This is a genomic window from Embleya sp. NPDC020630, assembly GCF_044334985.1.
Taxonomy (GTDB): domain Bacteria; phylum Actinomycetota; class Actinomycetes; order Streptomycetales; family Streptomycetaceae; genus Embleya.
The window spans coordinates 251,330-268,502 of the sequence record NZ_JBIRUB010000005.1; the positions used below are offsets into that span (position 1 = coordinate 251,330).

The window sequence follows — 17,173 nt, forward strand, 5'->3', positions numbered from 1 at the left end:
CTCGCCCGCTCGCCCGCTCGCCCGCTCGCCCGCTCGCCCGCTCGCCCGCTCGCCCGCTCGCCCGCTCGCCCGCTCGCCCGCTCGCCCGCTCGCCCGCTCGCCCGCCTGAAGCGCCGTTGGCCGGCCCGAATCTGGGAACTGGTGGTCTGCGGCTTCCGCCTAGGTGCCGTGGCCCCGATGTGGCCCGGGGTTTCCGGCCGGGGGCCGTTGGCCGGCCCGAATCTGGGGGCTTGGTGGTCTGGGGTTTCCGGTTGGGGTGCCGTTGGGCGCCCCGATTTTGTGGGCTTGGTGGTCTGGGGCTTTCGGCTGGGTGCCGTGGCCCCGATGTGGCCCGGGGCTTTCGGCTGGGGGCCGTTGGGCGGCGCGAAACTGGGGGCTTGGTGGGCTGGGGAATCAGGCTGGGTGGGGGTGAGGGGCCGGGTGGAGGTGTGGGGGTGGGGGCTTTGGGGCTCGGGTTCGGGAAATGGTTTCGGAACGTGGTTAGTGTGCCGGGGCCGGCTCCGCTATCTTCTGCCGAATGAGCAGGATCCGTAAGACAGCGATCATGGTCGTGGCATGTTTCGGTCTCGCCTTCGCGGGCGTGGCCTCCGCGTATGCGATTCCCGGTCAGCATCCGCAGGTGCGCAAGGTGTGTCGCGTCCTCGACCCCGAGGTCAAGCAGGCCAAGCGCGGCAACCACGTCGGTCGCACCGGTGAGCCGAAGGTTCACCGGCAGCGACACGACGGTGTGATGGGTGAAGTGGCCGATCACTACTGCGTACCGGGTGCCGGGAAGCACCACAAGGTCAACCCAGGTGCACGACCTGCAGCACGGTGACGGTTGTCGTCCCCTCGTTGAGCAGTACCACCACGATCAGGGGCCCCGCCGCTGCGGTGCGGACGATTCGGTCGTCCTCGCCGTAGCGGACGGTGGCCGTGTACGGGTCGCAGACCAGTTTGTACAGCAGCATTCCCCAGTGGTTGAGCGTGGTTTCGGGGAAGCGGTCGATGACCTCTTGGTGCTCGATGCCGATCCTCGGGCGCCACGTCACGCGGCACTGCTTTGCGCTCGACCGCGGGAGATCCACTTGCGGACGATTTCCTCGTCCACCTCGTCGAGGTCCGGGTCCAGGCCCGTGGCCCGAACCTGCGCCGCGAGGGCGCGTGCGTGCGGCAGGCCGGCGATGAGTTCCTCCGCCGCCTGTACGTAGCGGGCCAGCAGGCCCGGCAGATCGCCGATCGGCGTCAGATTCACCAGGCGCAGGAATTCGTGGCGGGCTTCGGGGTGCGGGAGCGCATGCGCGATGCGATCCACGGTCCACGGGTCAGTGCTGTTCACGCCGGCCCTCTCCTCACTCCGGACGAATGATCCGGGATCAGATTAGGGGCCGAGCGCGGGTGCGGGGGGCTACGACGTGATCAGCGGATGACAATCCGCATACGGTGGACGGTGATCCGCAGCGATAGGTGACAAACCCTCAATTTCCGGCCATTCACCAGCATTTGGTCGCCTTGACCGCCAAGCACTTGGCCTTGCGCTCGTCTTCGGGCATGGTGGCCGGCGCAGTCGTGCGACCGCCGCTCCTCGGCTGCGTCTCCGGAGGGGCCTGCTCCTGTCGCGTCTTTGCCCGGGCCGTCGGCCGGTCAGCGCCGGACTCCGGTGTCGCGGACGCGGGTTCGGCGGAGGCCGGCGCGTCCACGGCGGGGTTCGGCCGGATCGTCTCCGTGGCCCCCGTCGTCGCCGCGGGCCGAACATCCGTCGCCGGCCGCACGGTTGCCTGCCGCGAGGGCGCCAGGAACAGCCCCGCGCCAGCGATCACCAGTACACCCACCCCGGCGCCGAGGGCCGCCACGCGGCGGCGCCGGCGGATCCGCTTGCCACCCGCCACGGCCGCGTCCACCACGCTCGGGAAGTCGGGCTCGGGCTGATCGAGCATCAGCGCGAACAGGTCGCGATCGTTCATGGTCGGCCTCACCGTTCGGACAGCTCCCACATCTGTTCGCCGACGAGTTCGCGCAGCCGGTTCAGGCCGCGCGCGCTCTGGCTCTTGACCGTGCCGGTACTGATCCGCAGGGCCTCCGCCGTCTGTTCGATGCTCCAGTCCTCCCAGAAGCGCAGCACGAGCACGGCCCGATAGCGAGGCGGCAGCCGGAGCAGCGCCGCCTGGAGGGTCATCCGCAGGTCCGGCGACGGGGACTCCTCGCTCGGCCGCTGCGGGAGTTCGTCGACCGGCTCCTCGCGCCAACGGCCCTTGCGGTGCTGGTCGATGTACGTGCGGGTCAGCACCACGCGGGCGTACGCGTCCACATTGCCGTCGCGGTTCAGCCTGCCCCACGCCGTGTACATCTTCATCAGTGTGGTCTGGGTGAGGTCCTGCGCCTCGTACCAGTCGCCGCACAGCAGGTACGCGGATCGACGCAGCTGGGCCTGGCGGGCCTCGGCGTACTCGCGGAACTCCCGTTCACGGGCTGCCTCCCTCACGCGGTCGGCAGCGCAGTTGCCAGGGGGTGGTCGCGGGAATCGCGCACCGTGATCTCCTCCTCACCGGGTCCCCCGCGGGCATGGCTCGAGAGCGCCCGGTCGTTGCCGAGGCGTGCGGTTGTCTGCATGTCGAGGGGCCTGTCACAGGGGATACGCGCGCCGGCTGCCCCGGGTTGCACGGCGGTTCGGAGATGTTCCGCACGTGGGCGGCGTGGGCCGGCGGTGCAACGCGGCTCGGTCGGCGGACGTATTCCTCTTGTGGAGGGTCCGAATATCCCACGGTCCAGTGAAGGGGTACGCACATGACGAATCGTCAAAGCCGGCCGCCCGGGCAGGCGATGAGTCTGGTGGGGCCGGTCGCCGCCGTGTTGGCCACCGTCGGGATCGCGGTGGGGTCCTGGGTGGGCATCGCGTCCGCCTCGGGCGCCGGGGAGCCGAAGTCGGTACCCGCCTCGGTGACCTCGGTGGTCGACCCGACCCCGGACCCGAACACGACGCACACGACGCCCGGGCCGCGCGCGGTCACGGGCCGGCCCACGGTGGTCACGCCGGGGAAGCCGTACGTGGCCAGGAAGTCGGACCTGGAGTGGAACGCGCGCGTGGACCCGAAACCGGCGGCGCACAGACGGGGGCCCGAAACGGCAGTGCTCCCGCGTACGGGGTGCGAGCCGGACGCGAGGCGGTGAAGCAGGGGCGCCAAGCGGCGAATACGCTCTAGCCCGCCGCAAAACACGTCGGCGCACCGGCCCGGGACCACTCCCGAACCGGCGCACGGCGCGGATGCCGGCCGCGGGCCCCGGCCGCTTCGGGGACCGCGTCGTCTCGTCCCCATCCCCGTCGAGGAGTTGCCGCGTGGTTCCGATCGCCCCGGGCGCAGTGCCGTTGCTCGGTCATACCCCGGCGTTGTTGCGCGGGCGGTGGGACTTCGTGTCCTCGTTGCGGGCGCACGGGCCGATCGTGCGGATCCGGGTCGGGCCGAAGGAGTTGTACGTCCTCAACGATCCCGCGCTCGTGCGCTGCGTGCTGGTCGAACACGCGGACACCGTCGAGCGGGACGGCTTCTTCAAGCAGGCCCGGCTGCACATCGGCGACGGGCTGGCCGCCTCCGACGGGCCTCTGCATCGGGCCCGGCGGCGTACCGTGCAGCCCGCGTTCCAGCGGTCCCGGATCGGCGGGTACGTGGAGGTGATCCGGCGTCGAGCCGAGGACGCGAGCGCGCAGTGGTTGCCCGGATCCACGCTCGCGCTCGATCGGGAGATGAGCGAACTCGGCCTGGCCACACTCGGTCGGCTGATCTTCGGCGAGGACCCGGCCGCGGACGCCGCCGTCGCCGAAGTGCGGCGCTCGTTGCCGGTGTTCATCCAGGAGGTGTTCACCCGCACGGTGCTGCCCGAGTGGGCGCGGCGGTTGCCCACTCCCGGCAACCGGCGCTTCGCCGAGACCGGCGCCCGGTTGCGCGACACGATCGCCGCGGCGGTGGACGCGGGCTCGGGGGAGGGGCTGCTCGGCGAGTTCGTCGGGATGGGCATGTCGCCGGAGGCGGTGCGGGACGAGGTGGTGTCGATGCTGATCGCCGGCAACGACAACACCAACGCCACCCTCTCGTGGGCCTTTCACGAGATCGGCCGCAACGAGGACGTCCGCAAGCGGCTGCACGCCGAGCTGGACGAGGTACTGGCCGGCGGGCCGCCGACCGCGGACAACCTGGGCGACCTCGTATATACAAGGAGTGTTGTCGACGAGACGCTTCGGCTGTACGCGCCCTGGCTGGTGGTGCGTCGGGCCAATCGCGACGTCGAGGTGATGGGGCATCACATCCCGAGCGGCGGCGACGTGTTGTACAGCCATCACGCGCTGCATCGGGACCCGGAGCTGTTCCCCGATCCGGAGCGCTTCGATCCGGACCGCTGGGCGGAGCCCGGCTTCCGGGGGCGTACGCGCGGCGTGTACATGCCCTTCGGCGCGGGCGTGCACCGGTGCGTCGGCGAACACCTGTTCCTGGCCCAGATCGTGACCACCGTGGCGGTGGTGTGCGCGCGATGGCACCTGGAGCCGGTACCCGGCAAGCCGTCCCGGCCGCGGACGAGCGCGCTCCCGCGCCCCGGACACCTGCCGGTACGGGCCATCCGCCGACGGGTCTGAACCCCCGCCGATGGGTGTGGGCTTCGCCGTAGCGACACCCGATCGTCACCGCATCGACATGACGACACATTCGCCGTATTGCCGGATTGGACCATGGCGCCCGGGAGTTTCTCGTACATCGGATCGAGTACCGTGCCCGGCGTCGGCTCGGCCGCGCGATATCACGTTCGAGCGCGCGCGGTGCGGTCCGAACCCGGCCGGCCAACAATTGCCCGAAAGTGCTTGCGGCGGGGCTCGTTTCGGGACCATCGTGGGGCCCGTTCGGTGTCCGGAACGAGATGCTTGCCCGTGATCTTGGGTGGGGTCGGGTTCGTCACATGGCGTCCGCGATCGTGCTGGTTGACGGGGTGCGTCGAGGTCACGGAATGCATCGAATGATCAACTTCGGCGGCGGTTTTCGAGCCGTTCACCATTCACCTGACAGTGTGTGTGGTGGAAGATACGAGCGGTAGCTCCGAAGTGGATCACGGTCCGCGCGGAACCTGGGTGGACCCGGCAGAGCAAGGGGGCGGAGCCGGTGGTGAAGGCAGCTACGGAACGGCCATCGGGCAGCGGCGTCGCGACACCGGGCGCGACCGCCGGCGCGATGCCGGTCACGCCCACGCGCAGCCTCGGCGCCAGACGCCGCCGGCCCGCGCTCATCGCGCTCTCGGTCGCGCTGATCGCGGCGGGCGGACTGGGCTCGGCGGCGTTCTATCAAATGGGCGACAAACGGGTGCCGGTGCTCGCCGTGGCCCGCACGGTGCCCTACGGCCAGACGATCGCCGCCGAGGACCTGCGGGTCGTGGAGATCAACGACGCGCCCGGTCTGCGCCCGATCGGATCCGGCTCCAAGGACGTCATCGTGGGCAAACGCGCCGCCGTCGAGCTGCGCGCGGGCTCGCTGCTGACCTCGGATCAGGTCACCGAGAAGATCGCCATCCAACCGGGCGAGACGCTGGTCCCGATCGCCGTGGACGCCACCAGGATGCCGGTCCAGCGGGTCACCCCGGGCACCCGGATCCTGGTCGTGACCTCGGTGGCCGCGCCCGCCGGGGCCAACGCCGTGCCTGCGCAGCCCGTCACCATCGCGGCCACCGTGATCCGAGCCAGTGCCGCCGACCCGAACTCCGGTTCCGGCAAGGCCGTCCTGGACGTGGCCGTGCCCGCCAAGGACGGCCCCACGCTCGCCCTGCAAGTGGTCGACGGTCGGTTCTCCATCGTGGTGCTCAACACCGGGAACGCGGACGCGGCGCCCAACCCCGCGCCGGGCAAGGCCGGAGGCACCCCATGACCGTCGTCGCGGTCACCGGCGGCACGGGCGCGCCCGGTGCCACCTCGACCGCGCTCGCACTCCTGCTCACCTGGCCGCTGCCCGCCGGCCGCCGGGTGATCCTGATCGAAGCCGATCCGGACGGGGGTTCGATCCTCGCGGGCGCGCTCCAGGGTCGGGTTTCGGCCGAATACGGCCTGCACCAACTGGGCGTGGCACACCGTCAGGGAAATCTCGTCGACGCCTTCTTCCGGCAACTCGTCGACCTGTCCGACGGCCGCCGCGAACGCCTGCTGCTGCCGGGCCTGGTCGACCCCACCCAGGCGTCGGGACTGGCCTACACGTGGGATCCGATCTCGCAACTGGCCGCCGGGCTGGGCAATCAGCAGATTCCGCACGACGTGATCGTCGACCTCGGCCGGCGCGGCACCACGGGCGCGTCGGCGATCGTCGCGCGCCGCGCCGACCTGGTACTCCCCGTCATCCGGGGCACATTGCCCTCGCTCGCCCAGGCCCAGCCCCGACTGACCGCGCTGCGCAACGACCTCGACACGCACGGGACCGGATCCGACTCGATCGCCCTCGTGGTGATCGAACAGGGACGCTACTCCCGGCAGGAGATCGGCAAACACCTCGAGGCGCCCGTGCTCGGCCTGGTGCCGTTCGACCCGGAACGCGCGCGGGTGTTGTCCGACGGCGAGGGCGACACCGGAAAACGGTTCCTGCGTTCGAGGTACATGCGGGCCGCGCGGACCACCGCGGACGCGGCGATCAACCTGGCCGCACAGCGACGCATGCGCCTGGCCCCGCGCCCCACGGCCGGCGGGCAGTTGTCCGCGGGCCCGGAGGCGCCGGCGCCGAGCGACGGCTGGGCCCAGGCGGCGGCGTACATCCGCCGCTCCGACGCCGAGCCCCGCCCCGAGCCCCACCCCGAGTCACCCGCCGAGGCCGAACCGGCGCACCGCCCGGCCGGCGAGGAGGCCGGCCATGTTCGATAACGCCCGACCCCTGCACCCGGATCCGCACAACAAACCGGAACCCGAGCCCCCCGCCGAGACCGGCGGGCACCCGCAGATACACGTCGTCCCGGGGCGCCCCGAGACGGAGGACGTGTTCTACGCGCCGCCCCCGCTGCGCACCTGGCCGGAGGGCTTCCAGCGGGCCGGTGCCGATCCCGGGACCGGCCCGGAGCACACCTGGTCGGCCGGCGCGGGCTCGCTGACGCCTGCCGTGGGCCACGTCCCGCCGCCGACTCCCGCCAACGGCACGCCCCTTCCGCCGCCCGCGATGTCCGCGCCGACCGCCGTGCCGGCCCCACCGCACGTCGTGCCCGGGGTGAACGGGCACGTCAACGGCGGCGCCCGCCCGCCCGGTTCGCGCGACGGCATGTTCACCGTGCCGCCGACCGCGAGCGTGAGCGCCAACGGCGTTGGCACGGTCAGCCGCCGCCCGTCCGCCGCGCCCGCCCCCACCGGCACCGGCCCGCACGCCCCACACGCCCCGCTCACCACCGCCCCGACGCCGCCCCGCAACCCGTCCGGGGAACCGGTCGTGGATCCGGCCGTGGTGCGGATACTGAAGGACCGGGCGGCCGAACAACTGCACGAGTTCGACAAGTCGGCGCCCGGCATGACCACCGGCGACCGGGAGCAGCGCGGCCGTGCGATCGTCGCCCAGGTGGTCGCCGAGTGGGCGGACGTCACCGCCCGCGAGCGCGGCATTTCCACCACGCCCGCCGAGGACCGGGCGATGGCGCGCGCGGTGTGGGACTGGCTCTTCCGCGCCGGCCCGTTGGAGCCGTACCTGACCGACCCGGCCGTGGAGAACATCCTCGTCAACGGCTACGACACGGTCTGGGTCGACTACGCGGACCGCCCCCGCGTCCAGGTGCCCCCGCTGACCGCCTCCGACGACGAACTCCGCGAGTTGTTGCGCGATCTGGCCCGCCGGCACGGCAGCGGCGAGCGCACCCTGTCCACCGCGCAGCCCACCCTGGCCCTGCGGCTGCCGGACGGCTCCCGGCTCCAGGCGATCACCGAGGTCACCCCGCACACCTACGTGACGATCCGCCGGCACCGGGTGCGTGACGTGCGCCTCGCCGAGCTGATCGGACTGGGTACCCTGGACCGCACGCTGGCCGCCTTCCTCGGCTCGCTGGTCCGGGCGAAGAAGAACCTGATCATCTGCGGCACCCAGGGCGTCGGCAAGACCTCGCTGCTGCGCGCGCTGTCCCACGAGATCCCCCGGGACGAGCGGATCGGCACCTTCGAAACCGAACTGGAACTCTTCCTCCACGAGTTGGGCCACCTGCGCCAGGTGGTGGCGATCGAGGCCCGCGAGGGCAACGGCGAACGCGGCATCGACGGCAAATCGGCGGGCGAGTTGACCATCGGCGAACTGATCCCCTCCGCGCTGCGCATGTCGTTGTCGCGGATGATCGTCGGCGAGGTGCGCTCCAGCGAGATCGTGCCGATGTTGCGCGTGATGACCAACGGCGAGGGCGGCTCGATGTGCACGCTGCACGTGCGCGAGCCGGACATGATCTTCGACCGGATCGCCGAACTCTGCCTGGAGTACGGCGCGCACATGAGTCCCGAATTGGCCTACCGGCTGGCCTCCAACGCCGTCGACTACGTCGTCTTCGTGCGGATGATCGACGAGACGGCCATCGGCGGCAAACGGCATCGTTTCGTCTCGCACGTCCTGGAGGTGACCGGAATGGGCGAACACCGCCGCCCGGCCGTGAACACGATCTTCGCGCCGACCGCCGACGATCCGCGCGCCACCGCCCGGATGTACCCCTCTGACATGCCGGATCTGATCCGGGCCGGGTTCAGTCCGCATCTGCTGGACGAACCGCACGGCTGGCGCCCGTTGCGGCTCAAGCTGCACCAGGCCGGGTGATCGTATGGGTGACGCGTTGTTGGTCGCGGTGTGCGGATGCCTGCTGGTCGGCGGTGTGGTCGGGCTGATCGTCGGGCTCGTCGGCACCTACGACGACCCGACCCCCAAGCCGCCCGGTCGCATGGAGTCGGCGATCCGCCGGATGCGGTCCGGACCGGTGACGGCCCGTCAGCGCACCGCACGACGGATCCGCCTGTCCGTCGGTGTCGTGGTGGCCGCGCTGGTCTGGCTGTTCACCGGATTCCTCGGCGCCGGGCTCCTGGTGATCGCCGCGTTCGCCGGACTGCCCTGGCTGCTCAGGCCCACCAAGAGCGACCACAGCGTGATCAAACGCCTGGACGCGCTCGCCGAGTGGACCCGACGGATCGCCGACCTGATCGAGTTGGGCGCCGGACTGGAGAACGCGATCCTCACCTCGCGGGCCACCTGCCCGGAGCCGATCGTCGAGGAAGTCGGCGACCTGGTCAGCCGATTGCAGTCCCGGTGGCGGCCCGAGGAGGCGCTGCGGGCGTTCGCCGCCGATCTGGGCGACGCCACGGCGGACAAGATCGCGGCGGCGCTGATCCTGCGTTCCTCGGATCGCGGTCCCGGCCTGGCGATGGCGCTCAAGGACCTCGCCACGACCGTGCGCGAAGAGGTGCGCCAGCGCCGGGCGATCGAGGCGGACCGGGCCGGCGCCCGGATGGCCGTGCGCTGGATCACCTACATCACCCTGGGGGTCACCTCCCTGGTCGTGGTGATCAACCGCGACTACGCCGCGCCGTACGGTACGGCGCCCGGGCAGATGGTCCTGCTGCTGATGGCGATCGCCTACGTCGGCACCCTGGTCTGGATGCGTTCGCTGGCCGCCGACCGGGTCAAGCCCCGCTTCCTGGTGGCGGATCCGCGCAGCGTGGTCAAGGCGGCCAGGGCGGTGGACGTGCAGCAGGAGCAGGGTGTGCACACCGCGCCCGTATTGCGGGGTGAGTGGTCGTGATCCCACCCATGGTGATCGTCAGCGGATGTGTGCTCGGCGCCGGAGTGGCCGTGCTGGTCCGCGAGTTGTGGCCGGCGCCACCGGACCTGGGCAACGCGCTGCACCGCCTGTCCGGGATGCCGAAGCGGCGCACGGAGCAGACGGGCAGCAAGTACGACGACCGACTGGTCGCCATGGTCCGGCACCTCCCGGGCTTCAGGGTGCCGCACCGCGAACTCGACCTGGTCGGCGAGACCGTCGCGCAATTCGTGCGCACCAAGGCGTTGTTGGCCCTGCTCGGCCTGCTGTTGCCCGCGATGCTCTCGGCGGTGCTGACCGCGGCCGGGATCGGGATCGCGTTCTACGTACCGCTGTTCCTGTCCCTGGCGGTGGCGGCGGGGATGTGGTTCATCCCCGACTACGCGCTGCGCGACCAGGCCAAGTCCGCCCGGATCGAGTTCCAACACGCGGCCGCCGCCTACCTTGACCTGGTGGCGTTGGGCCGGGCGGGCGACGCGGGCCCGGCGGAGGCGCTGGAACGGGCCGCGGCCGTGGGGGACGGCTGGGCATTCGCCCGGATCCAGGACGCGTTGGCCCGGGCCCGAGTGGGCAGCGCCGACCCCTGGGACGGACTGCGCGACCTGGCCAAGGACCTGGACCTGCCCGAACTTGCCGACGTGGCCGACATCATCGAGATGGCCGGGACCGAAGGCGCCGCCGTGTACGGCACGTTGCGCGCACGGTCCCAGTCGCTGCGCGTGGAACTGCTCGCGAACGAACACGAAAAGGCGAACGCGGACTCGGAACGGCTCACCGTTCCGGGGACGATGCTCGTGGTGATCATGGGAATCCTGCTCGGATTCCCGGCAATTTCCCGGATGTTCTCGGTATGAACGACCTTCGGATTCCGAGCCGTTCTCCGGAAGGAGTACAGGCAATGTCAACCGGTTCCTCGTCCCCAGCGGTGCTCGATCGTGTCGAGACCGCCGTGCACAGAGTCGCCCCGGCTCCGGTCGCCTTCGTGTTGGTCGTCACCGGCGGTCTGGTGGACCGCTATCGGCGACTGCGCAAGGAGCGTGACCACGGTGCGGTGAGCATCGAGACGGCGATCATCGTCGCGGTGTTGATGGTGGCCGCGGTCAGCATCGCGGCGGTGATCTACACGATGTACAAGAAGTACCAGGACGGCCTGAAGAAATCCGACGACAAGTACGTGCCGCCGGCTCCGCAGAACGACCAGTAGCACGGCCCGTCCCTCCGTGACCGACGTGCGACGAAGCCGACCCATCACCGCGATCCGACGCCGCCTGAGCCAGGCAGGCGGGTCGGATCGCGGCAGCATGTCCATTTCGATGGCGATCATCTTCCCCGTGTTCATCCTCGTGCTGTTGTCGGTGATCCAGGTCTGCCTGTGGTGGTACGCCCGTGAGGTGGCGCTGCAGGCGGCCCAAGAGGGCGTCGAGGTGGGGCGTGCGACGGAGGGGGACCGCGGGAAGGCGGAACAGCGCGGCCGGAATGTGGTCAAGGACCTCGGCGGGGGAATGCTCAAGGATCCGAAGGTGATTCCGGAACGAACCGGCGAGGGGCGGATCCGGGTGACCGTTCGGGGTACGTCGTTGTCGATTGTGCCCGGCCTCGGGAGTCTGACCATCACGCAGCACGCGGACGGCGTCGTCGAGCGGTGGACGAGTCCGGGCTGATGAACATGTGGGGGGCGAGGGTGTACAGGGGGAGCCTGCGAGCGGACGAGGGGTCGTTCGCTCTGGAGGCAGCGATACTCACGCCCGTGTTGATCGCGTTCCTGTGTCTGATCATCGCGTTCGGCCGAACCTCGGTGGCCGGCAACGGTGTGGACGCGGCGGCGAAGGCGGGGGCCCGGGAGGCGTCGATCGCCCGTGACCCGGGGAAGGCGGACGCGAACGCCAGGGCGGCCGTGAAGAGTTCGCTTGCCCAGGACGGGATCCACTGCACGCCGCTCACCGAGGTCAAACTGCCGGGCTTTCAGACCCCTCCCGGTACGCCCGGAATCGTCACCGTCTCGGTCACGTGCACGGTGTCGTTGTCCGACGTGGCATTCCCCGGCATCCCGGGTTCGAAGACCCTGCACGGCACCTTCACCTCGGTGCTGGACACCTACCGGGGGAGGAAGGGATGACATCCATGACGCCCACGCGCGTTCGCGGCGCCGACGTCGATTTCGACCCCGGCGATCGTGGCAGCCTCGCCATCATGCTCGCGATCATGATGGCGGTGATCATCCTGCTCGTCGGCCTGGTCATCGACGGCGGCGGCAAGTTGCGCGCCGACTCCAAGGCCGACGCGTTCGCCCAGGAGGCGGCGCGGGCCGCCGGGCAGGCGATCGATCCGACCAAGGCCATCCCGGGGACGGCGATCGTGGTCCCGGAAAAAAACGCAAAGCAGGCGGCAAAGAACTATCTCGACGCTCACACCATGGTGAAGAGCGGAAACGCCGTGGTCACCAAGGACGGTCGCCAGATCGACGTCTACGTGACCATCGAATACAAGACCAAGGTGGCCGCCTTCTTCGGCGTCTCCACCGTCACCGTCAAAGGCCATGCCCGTGCCGGGCTCGTCCATGGGATCCGAAACCCGGAGGACGCACCGTGACCGTTACCCAAGGCCCTCGTCCCGGCGCCGGTCCGGGCGCCGGGGCACACGCACGAAATCGTGCCGACCGGGGCAGGCGTCGCGGACCCGGAAGATTCCTGTTCGACCTGATACGCGGCCTGCTCAGCCTCGTGGTGCTGCTCGCACTACTCGTCGGACTGCCCGCCTCGCTCGTCGTGGCCACCACCGACGTGTTGCCGCACCGGCTGCCCGCGCTCGACGAGATCGGCAAGATCCTCACCCAACCCGACGACGGACGCGGCTTCCTCGCGGCACTCGCCCTCGTCTTCTGGGGCGCCTGGCTGTGTTTCGCCGTCTCGGTGATCGTGGAAATCCCGGCCCAGATCCGCGGGTTGTCCGCGCCGCGCATTCGCGGCCTGGGCTGGAGCCAGAAGGCGGCGGGCGCGCTGATCGGCGGCATCATGCTGATGCTCCCGGCCGGTACCGCGCTGGCCGCCGGCGAGGCGCACGCCGCGCCGCAACTGCCGGAACACGTGTCGAGTGCGCCGAGTCGAGCCGTGGAGCAGGAAATCCCGGTCCGCGTACAGGATCCCGGGCCGACCGCCGGACCCACGCACACCGTGCAGCGCGGCGACTCGTTGTGGACGATCGCCGAGGAGCGGTTGGGCGACGGCAAACGCTGGAACGAGATCGCCAGGCTCAACGACGGCAAGACGATGGCGAACGGGCAGCGGTTCGACTCGGCGGACTACGTCGAGGAGGGCTGGGTGCTCGCGCTGCCCGCCAACGCCGGGCCGCCCGCCGAGGTCAAGGCCGCGCACGCGCCGGAGCTGCCGGGGGAGGGACAAAAGGCGCTGCCGAAGACGGTCACCGTCAAGCCGGGCGACACGTTGTCGGACATCGCCGAGGAACTCCTGGGTGACGGCGACCGCTACCCCGAGATCTTCGCCGCCAACAAGGACCAGCCGCAGTCGGGTGGCGCGGCACTGACCGACCCGAACTCGATCCAGCCTGGTTGGACGTTGTCCATCCCGGGTGGAGGCGGTGCGGACCCGGCACCTCAGCAACAACAGCCCTCACAGCAACAGCCACCCCAGCAGCAGCCTCCGCAACAACAACCGCCGGCGCAGCAGCCGCCGCCCCAGCAGCAGCAACCCCCTGCCCAACAACCGCCGGCCGAGCCACAGAAGCCGTTCGTCGAGACCCCGCCGCACATCGCCAAGCAGGACCCGATCGTGGTCCCGAACGCCCCCGACGGTGCGGGCGCGCCCGGTGCGGCGTCGACCGAGACGCCGAAGAAGACGGACAACACCAACCCCACCGGCAGCCGGGCCGAGGCTCCGAGCCCGGGTGGGGACGAGAGTTCGGTCCCGGTGGGTGCCCTCGCCCTGGGCGCGGTCGGCGCCGCGGCGGTGCTCGGCGCGCTGCTGGTACGCCGTCGACTACAGCAGTCGGTGCGCCGGGACGGGCGCCGGATCGCGATGCCCGCACCGGCCGCCGCCGACCTGGAACAGCAGCTGCGGGCGACCGAATCGCCCGATGCGCTGGACCTCTTCGACCGTACGCTGCGCACGCTGTGTGCCCGGATGTCGGACACCGGCCGCACGCTGCCCCTGATCGACTCGGTGCAACTCACCGACCAGCAGCTCGAATTGCACCTGGCCGCGCCGTCCCCGCCGCTGTACCCGTTCGAGGCGGTACACGGCGACCACATGCACTGGACCTGCCCGGCCGACGCCGAGTTGCTGCACACCAGCGCGGCGGCCAACGTACCGGCGCCGTATCCGGCCCTCGCGGTGCTCGGCGAAACCGACGACGGACGCCAGCTGTTGGTCGATCTCGAATCGCTCGGCGTGATCGGCCTGACCGACGGTTCCGGGGAGGACAACCTCGCGGTGCTGCGCGCGCTCGCCGTCGAGCTGTTGTCCAACGTGTGGAGCGACGACCTGTGTGTGACGGTGGTCGGCTTCGGTCGCGAACTGCGTGACGTGGAACGCGAGGGGCGCCAACAACTGCGCTACGCCTATTCGCTCGACGAGGCGCTGAGTCGGCTGGCGACCTGGTCGGACGAGGTGGTCGGCCTGCTCGACGACGCCAAACTGACCTCGCCCCGGCAGGCCCGGACCAAGGGAATCCTGCCCGACACCTGGCCGCCGGAGATCGTACTGTCCCTGGAGCCGCTGACCGAGGCGCACGTCCCGCACATCCAGCGGCTGACCAACACCTATCCGCGTGCCGCCGCCGCGATCGTCGCGCCGGTGCACTCGGAGCCGTGGCTCAGCGGGCTCGGGGTGACCCGACTGCCCACCGTGCCGGGCGTGGTGACGCCCAGTCGGATCAACACCGACGTGCACGTCCAGCGCCTGGAGGACCCGCAGTACCAGGCGTTGGTGAGCATGTTCACGGTCTCCAAGGACTTGGACGGCGTGCCCGCCGACGAGGTGCTGATCCCCGGGCAACGGCCGGAGCGCGAACCGGAGTCGGTCGAGGTGGGTGTCGGCTCCGGCGGCGGGAGCATGTCCTCCGCCGCATGGTCTGCGGTCGGCGGGATGGAGCGACCGGCCCGGGTCGGCGGGCCGACGGTGGCGGACGTGGCGGCCGAGTTCGAGGTCTCGCCCGGGTACTACCAGCCCGACCCCACCGACCCCGAGCCCGACGAGCGTGTGTTCGGCGCACCCGGGCGGCCCGCGCCGACCACGCGCCGGGCCGGTCGCGGCGGGTCCGGGTCGGCAGCCGACACCGGCTCGTGGGGGGCCGCCGTATTCCCCGTCTCGGGCATGCCGCTGGCCCCGCCGGAGCGGATCGAGCGCGGCGGCGGATCGCCGGAGGATACCGGCTCGTTGCCCCTGCCGTGGTTGCCCGACGACCACCACGACGACGCCGGACCCGGATCCGGCGACACCGCGCACGCGACCGCAGAGGCCGAACGGGCCGCCGAGCCCGAGCTGTTCCAGCCGGCGAACGGTTCGGACGGCCCGCCCTCGGAGCCGACCCGGGAGTACGAAGCCCCCGTGACCGGCCCGGATTCGGCACCGCCCGGGGAACCGGGACACGCGGTCGCCGCGGACGCCGCATACGCCCAACAGTCGTATGCCGAAACGCCCTATGCGGAACCGCCGTATCCGCATCCGGCATATGGCGGAGAAGCCTCGGTGCCGCCATCCTTCGAGGAGCCGATCGCCGACGGATCGGTCCGTGCCGGGTCGGCCCATGCCGAGCCGACCGCCGACGAGGCGGTCGTCGTCGCCCCGGGCCACGAGGAACCGGTCCGCGAGTCGGCCGAGTTCGTGGCCCATGCGGCGCAGGCGCCGGGGTTCGGGACACCGGACCTCGCGGACTCGACGCTCGGTGAGCCGGTCTTCGGCGCGCCCGCCGCGCCCGAGGCGGGCTCCGTACCGGGTCCCGCGACCCCGCCTGCGGAGTTCTCGTTCGGGGACGACGGGCACGACGACACAGGACTCGAAGGGGTGGACCATCCCGAGGACCACCCCCACGCATCCGCCGGGGACGCCGGGCAGTCGGCCGAACCGGTGGCGGCCGCAGAGGCCCCGGACGAGGGAACGGCAGTGCCGATCGACGCTCGGACCAGCACCGGTGAGCAAACCCCGTCGTGGGACGTCGCCGACGCCCCGGAGGGTACCTACGAGACCTACGCGGCGCACGCCGCCAACGGGCACGGAGGCGTGCGGGCGGACGTGCTCGCCGCCCCCGGGGTCCACGTGTTGGGCCCGGACGACGAGGTCGACCTGATGCAGGGCCGGGGACGCGAGCGCATCGCTCCGGCACCGGGCGAACCCGGCCCGGAGGTCGCGGGCCCGGCGGCGTTCGGGCCGGCGGGCTCCGGTTCGTCGGCGACCGGCGCGGTCGGTGGCGTCGAGATGCCGTCCGCCGAGTACTGGGGCGCCCCGGGGCAGGTGCAGGAGGCCCCGACCGCCGAGGACTCCGGAACGTTCCTGGTGGTCGCGCCGGAGGCCGAACCGGCCGTGGCGGACGCGCCCGAGGTCGGCTCGGCGTGGGATGTGGCGCCGCCGGTGGCCGCGTTGCCGGCCGAGGCGCCGGCCGCGATCGGACAGGCGGCCGAGGGCTTCGCGCCGACGTACCCGGAGATCCGGATCCTGGGTCAGGTCGATCTGATCGGTGTCGGCGAGGAGGTCGAGCACGGCCGCCGTGCCCGACTGACCGAACTCGCCGCGTGGATCGCCCTGCACCCCGGGCGCCCGCTGAGCGAACTCGACGCCGCCGTCTGGCCGCTGGGCGTCACCGCGACCGCGCGCAATTCGGCGATCAGCCAACTGCGCCGCTGGGTGGGCACGAGCCAGGACGGTACGAGCCACCTGCCCGCGGCGGCGGGCGGCGAGGGCTACGCGTTCGGGCCCGGTTTCGCCTGCGACTGGTTCCGCTTCCGCGAGTTGGTCGCGCCCGGTCTGTACGGGAGCCACGAGGTGGCGATGGACTACGCACGCGCGCTGGACATAGTGCGCGACGCGCCGTTCGACGGGGTGGGCCCGCGCCGCTACGTGTGGGCCGAGCCGTTCCGTCAGCAGATGATCGCCGAGATCGTCGACGTGGCGGCCCGGCTGGCCGAGTACCACCTGGACAACCACGACCCGCAGGCCGCCAAGCGGGCCTGCTCAGTGGGCCTGGTGGTGTGCCCGGAGTCGCAGATGCTCTACCGGACCATGTTCCGGGCCACGCACATAACGGGCGACCGCGCGGAGTTGGACTACTACGTCGACCGCCTGGACGGCCTGCTGGCCGGACTCGGCGCCGAACCGGAGCCGCTCACCGTGGAGTTGCTGCGCGACCTGCTGGACGACTGAGCGCCGCCCGGCCGGGCGGGCACAAGCCCCCCGGCCGGCGGCGCGTCGCG

The 17,173-nt window shown here is 71.4% G+C and carries 17 protein-coding genes; 13 read left to right on the plus strand and 4 right to left on the minus strand.

The annotated features are described in order from the left end of the window. The first annotated feature begins 517 nt into the window (after positions 1-517). Positions 518-817, plus strand: coding sequence for a hypothetical protein (locus tag ACH4XV_RS19925; RefSeq protein ID WP_395791498.1), 300 nt, complete (start codon positions 518-520; stop codon positions 815-817). Here ACH4XV_RS19925 and ACH4XV_RS19930 read toward each other — a convergent pair. The 4 genes from ACH4XV_RS19930 to ACH4XV_RS19945 all read right to left on the minus strand — a co-directional run bounded on the left by ACH4XV_RS19930 (position 786) and on the right by ACH4XV_RS19945 (position 2,461). Next, complete coding sequence (locus ACH4XV_RS19930) at positions 786-1,031, minus strand: hypothetical protein (protein ID WP_078974732.1); 246 nt, start codon at positions 1,029-1,031, stop codon at positions 786-788. The genes ACH4XV_RS19925 and ACH4XV_RS19930 overlap by 32 nt on opposite strands. Then, on the minus strand, positions 1,028-1,318 hold the full coding sequence (locus tag ACH4XV_RS19935; protein ID WP_126639535.1) for a hypothetical protein: 291 nt from the start codon (positions 1,316-1,318) through the stop codon (positions 1,028-1,030). The genes ACH4XV_RS19930 and ACH4XV_RS19935 overlap by 4 nt, the downstream gene beginning before the upstream one ends. Before the next feature lie 154 nt (positions 1,319-1,472). Continuing rightward, positions 1,473-1,943, minus strand: a complete 471-nt coding sequence (locus ACH4XV_RS19940; RefSeq protein WP_395791500.1) for a hypothetical protein — start codon at positions 1,941-1,943, stop codon at positions 1,473-1,475. Between the two features lie 8 nt (positions 1,944-1,951). Beyond that, positions 1,952-2,461, minus strand: coding sequence for a SigE family RNA polymerase sigma factor (locus ACH4XV_RS19945; protein ID WP_395791502.1), 510 nt, complete (start codon positions 2,459-2,461; stop codon positions 1,952-1,954). Positions 2,462-2,763: 302 nt separating this feature from the next. Here ACH4XV_RS19945 and ACH4XV_RS19950 point away from each other — a divergent pair, with 302 nt between their 5' ends. From ACH4XV_RS19950 to ACH4XV_RS20005, 12 genes are all read left to right on the plus strand, one after another. Then, complete coding sequence (locus tag ACH4XV_RS19950) at positions 2,764-3,147, plus strand: hypothetical protein (RefSeq protein ID WP_395791504.1); 384 nt, start codon at positions 2,764-2,766, stop codon at positions 3,145-3,147. A 166-nt stretch (positions 3,148-3,313) separates the two neighbouring features. Next, positions 3,314-4,603, plus strand: a complete 1,290-nt coding sequence (locus ACH4XV_RS19955; RefSeq protein WP_395791506.1) for a cytochrome P450 — start codon at positions 3,314-3,316, stop codon at positions 4,601-4,603. Positions 4,604-5,123: 520 nt separating this feature from the next. Then, positions 5,124-5,876: an SAF domain-containing protein gene (locus tag ACH4XV_RS19960; RefSeq protein ID WP_395791508.1), complete on the plus strand. Its 753-nt coding sequence runs from the start codon at positions 5,124-5,126 to the stop codon at positions 5,874-5,876. Continuing rightward, complete coding sequence (locus ACH4XV_RS19965; RefSeq protein ID WP_395791510.1) at positions 5,873-6,853, plus strand: hypothetical protein; 981 nt, start codon at positions 5,873-5,875, stop codon at positions 6,851-6,853. Before ACH4XV_RS19960 ends, ACH4XV_RS19965 begins: the two co-directional genes overlap by 4 nt. Beyond that, positions 6,843-8,759 carry an ATPase, T2SS/T4P/T4SS family gene (locus ACH4XV_RS19970; protein WP_395791512.1) on the plus strand — a complete coding sequence of 639 codons (1,917 nt, stop codon included), beginning with the start codon at positions 6,843-6,845 and terminating at the stop codon, positions 8,757-8,759. The genes ACH4XV_RS19965 and ACH4XV_RS19970 overlap by 11 nt, the downstream gene beginning before the upstream one ends. A 4-nt stretch (positions 8,760-8,763) precedes the next feature. Then, a complete protein-coding gene (locus ACH4XV_RS19975) occupies positions 8,764-9,735 on the plus strand; it encodes a type II secretion system F family protein (RefSeq protein ID WP_395791514.1) in 972 nt (323 codons plus the stop codon). Then, positions 9,732-10,607: a type II secretion system F family protein gene (locus tag ACH4XV_RS19980; RefSeq protein ID WP_395791516.1), complete on the plus strand. Its 876-nt coding sequence runs from the start codon at positions 9,732-9,734 to the stop codon at positions 10,605-10,607. The genes ACH4XV_RS19975 and ACH4XV_RS19980 overlap by 4 nt, the downstream gene beginning before the upstream one ends. A 44-nt stretch (positions 10,608-10,651) precedes the next feature. Then, positions 10,652-10,957: a hypothetical protein gene (locus ACH4XV_RS19985; RefSeq protein WP_379996704.1), complete on the plus strand. Its 306-nt coding sequence runs from the start codon at positions 10,652-10,654 to the stop codon at positions 10,955-10,957. 97 nt (positions 10,958-11,054) lie between these two features. After that, positions 11,055-11,414 carry a TadE family protein gene (locus tag ACH4XV_RS19990; RefSeq protein WP_395791518.1) on the plus strand — a complete coding sequence of 120 codons (360 nt, stop codon included), beginning with the start codon at positions 11,055-11,057 and terminating at the stop codon, positions 11,412-11,414. 5 nt (positions 11,415-11,419) lie between these two features. Further along, the gene (locus tag ACH4XV_RS19995; RefSeq protein WP_395791996.1) at positions 11,420-11,869 is read left to right on the plus strand and encodes a TadE family protein; all 450 of its coding nucleotides are present in this window, start codon (positions 11,420-11,422) and stop codon (positions 11,867-11,869) included. A gap of 5 nt (positions 11,870-11,874) precedes the next feature. After that, positions 11,875-12,342, plus strand: a complete 468-nt coding sequence (locus ACH4XV_RS20000; RefSeq protein ID WP_395791520.1) for a pilus assembly protein TadG-related protein — start codon at positions 11,875-11,877, stop codon at positions 12,340-12,342. Then, positions 12,339-17,123, plus strand: a complete 4,785-nt coding sequence (locus ACH4XV_RS20005) for a LysM peptidoglycan-binding domain-containing protein (protein ID WP_395791522.1) — start codon at positions 12,339-12,341, stop codon at positions 17,121-17,123. Before ACH4XV_RS20000 ends, ACH4XV_RS20005 begins: the two co-directional genes overlap by 4 nt. Positions 17,124-17,173 lie beyond the last annotated feature (50 nt).

Excerpts from the sequence above, each read along its gene's own strand:
- ACH4XV_RS20000 (WP_395791520.1), top strand. The coding sequence starts at position 11,875 with ATGACGCCCACGCGCGTTCGCGGCGCCGACGTCGATTTCGACCCCGGC.
- ACH4XV_RS19970 (WP_395791512.1), top strand. The coding sequence starts at position 6,843 with ATGTTCGATAACGCCCGACCCCTGCACCCGGATCCGCACAACAAACCG.
- ACH4XV_RS19975 (WP_395791514.1), top strand. The coding sequence starts at position 8,764 with ATGGGTGACGCGTTGTTGGTCGCGGTGTGCGGATGCCTGCTGGTCGGC.
- ACH4XV_RS19965 (WP_395791510.1), top strand. The coding sequence starts at position 5,873 with ATGACCGTCGTCGCGGTCACCGGCGGCACGGGCGCGCCCGGTGCCACC.
- ACH4XV_RS19940 (WP_395791500.1), bottom strand. The coding sequence starts at position 1,943 with ATGAACGATCGCGACCTGTTCGCGCTGATGCTCGATCAGCCCGAGCCC.
- ACH4XV_RS19995 (WP_395791996.1), top strand. The coding sequence starts at position 11,420 with ATGTGGGGGGCGAGGGTGTACAGGGGGAGCCTGCGAGCGGACGAGGGG.
- ACH4XV_RS19950 (WP_395791504.1), top strand. The coding sequence starts at position 2,764 with ATGACGAATCGTCAAAGCCGGCCGCCCGGGCAGGCGATGAGTCTGGTG.
- ACH4XV_RS19985 (WP_379996704.1), top strand. The coding sequence starts at position 10,652 with ATGTCAACCGGTTCCTCGTCCCCAGCGGTGCTCGATCGTGTCGAGACC.
- ACH4XV_RS19990 (WP_395791518.1), top strand. The coding sequence starts at position 11,055 with ATGTCCATTTCGATGGCGATCATCTTCCCCGTGTTCATCCTCGTGCTG.
- ACH4XV_RS19925 (WP_395791498.1), top strand. The coding sequence starts at position 518 with ATGAGCAGGATCCGTAAGACAGCGATCATGGTCGTGGCATGTTTCGGT.